1 protein-coding gene is annotated in these 364 nt (G+C 68.4%); it reads right to left on the bottom strand.

Annotation, left to right across the window (positions count from 1 at the left end):
- The coding region (locus CBX98_RS25635; protein WP_172606039.1) for a flagellar basal body P-ring protein FlgI at nucleotides 1-364 on the bottom strand (364 nt) is incomplete at both ends.

Raw genomic sequence — 364 nt, 5'->3', positions numbered from 1 at the left:
TGACCGCGACCTGGCTGCTCGGGACCACTGCCGTCTGGCCGCGCGAGAAGGCATTCGGCTGGCTCACCTGGGGCTGCTCGCTGATCGTGACCTGGATGGAGCCATGGGCCACGGCGGCAGCGCCGACCTTCACGTCGGAGCCGATCACCACTGTGCCGGTGCGCGAGTTGACGATGATCCGCGCCGGCGCATCGCCCGGGGTGACTTCCAGGGCCTGGATGGTCGACAGCCAGGTAACACGCTGCGACGGATCCATCGGCGCACGCACGGCGACCGAACCGGAATCCATGGCGTTGGCCGTACCCGAGCCGAAGTTACGGTTGACCGCCTCGGCGATACGTGCGGCCGTGGTGAAGTCGGCGGT

Source organism: Vibrio sp. T9, assembly GCF_003123985.1.
In the GTDB taxonomy this organism is placed as follows: Bacteria; Pseudomonadota; Gammaproteobacteria; order Enterobacterales; family Vibrionaceae; genus Vibrio; species Vibrio diabolicus.
The sequence above is the reverse complement of the archived record's forward strand: the minus strand, read 5'-3'. Positions and strand labels throughout refer to the sequence as shown.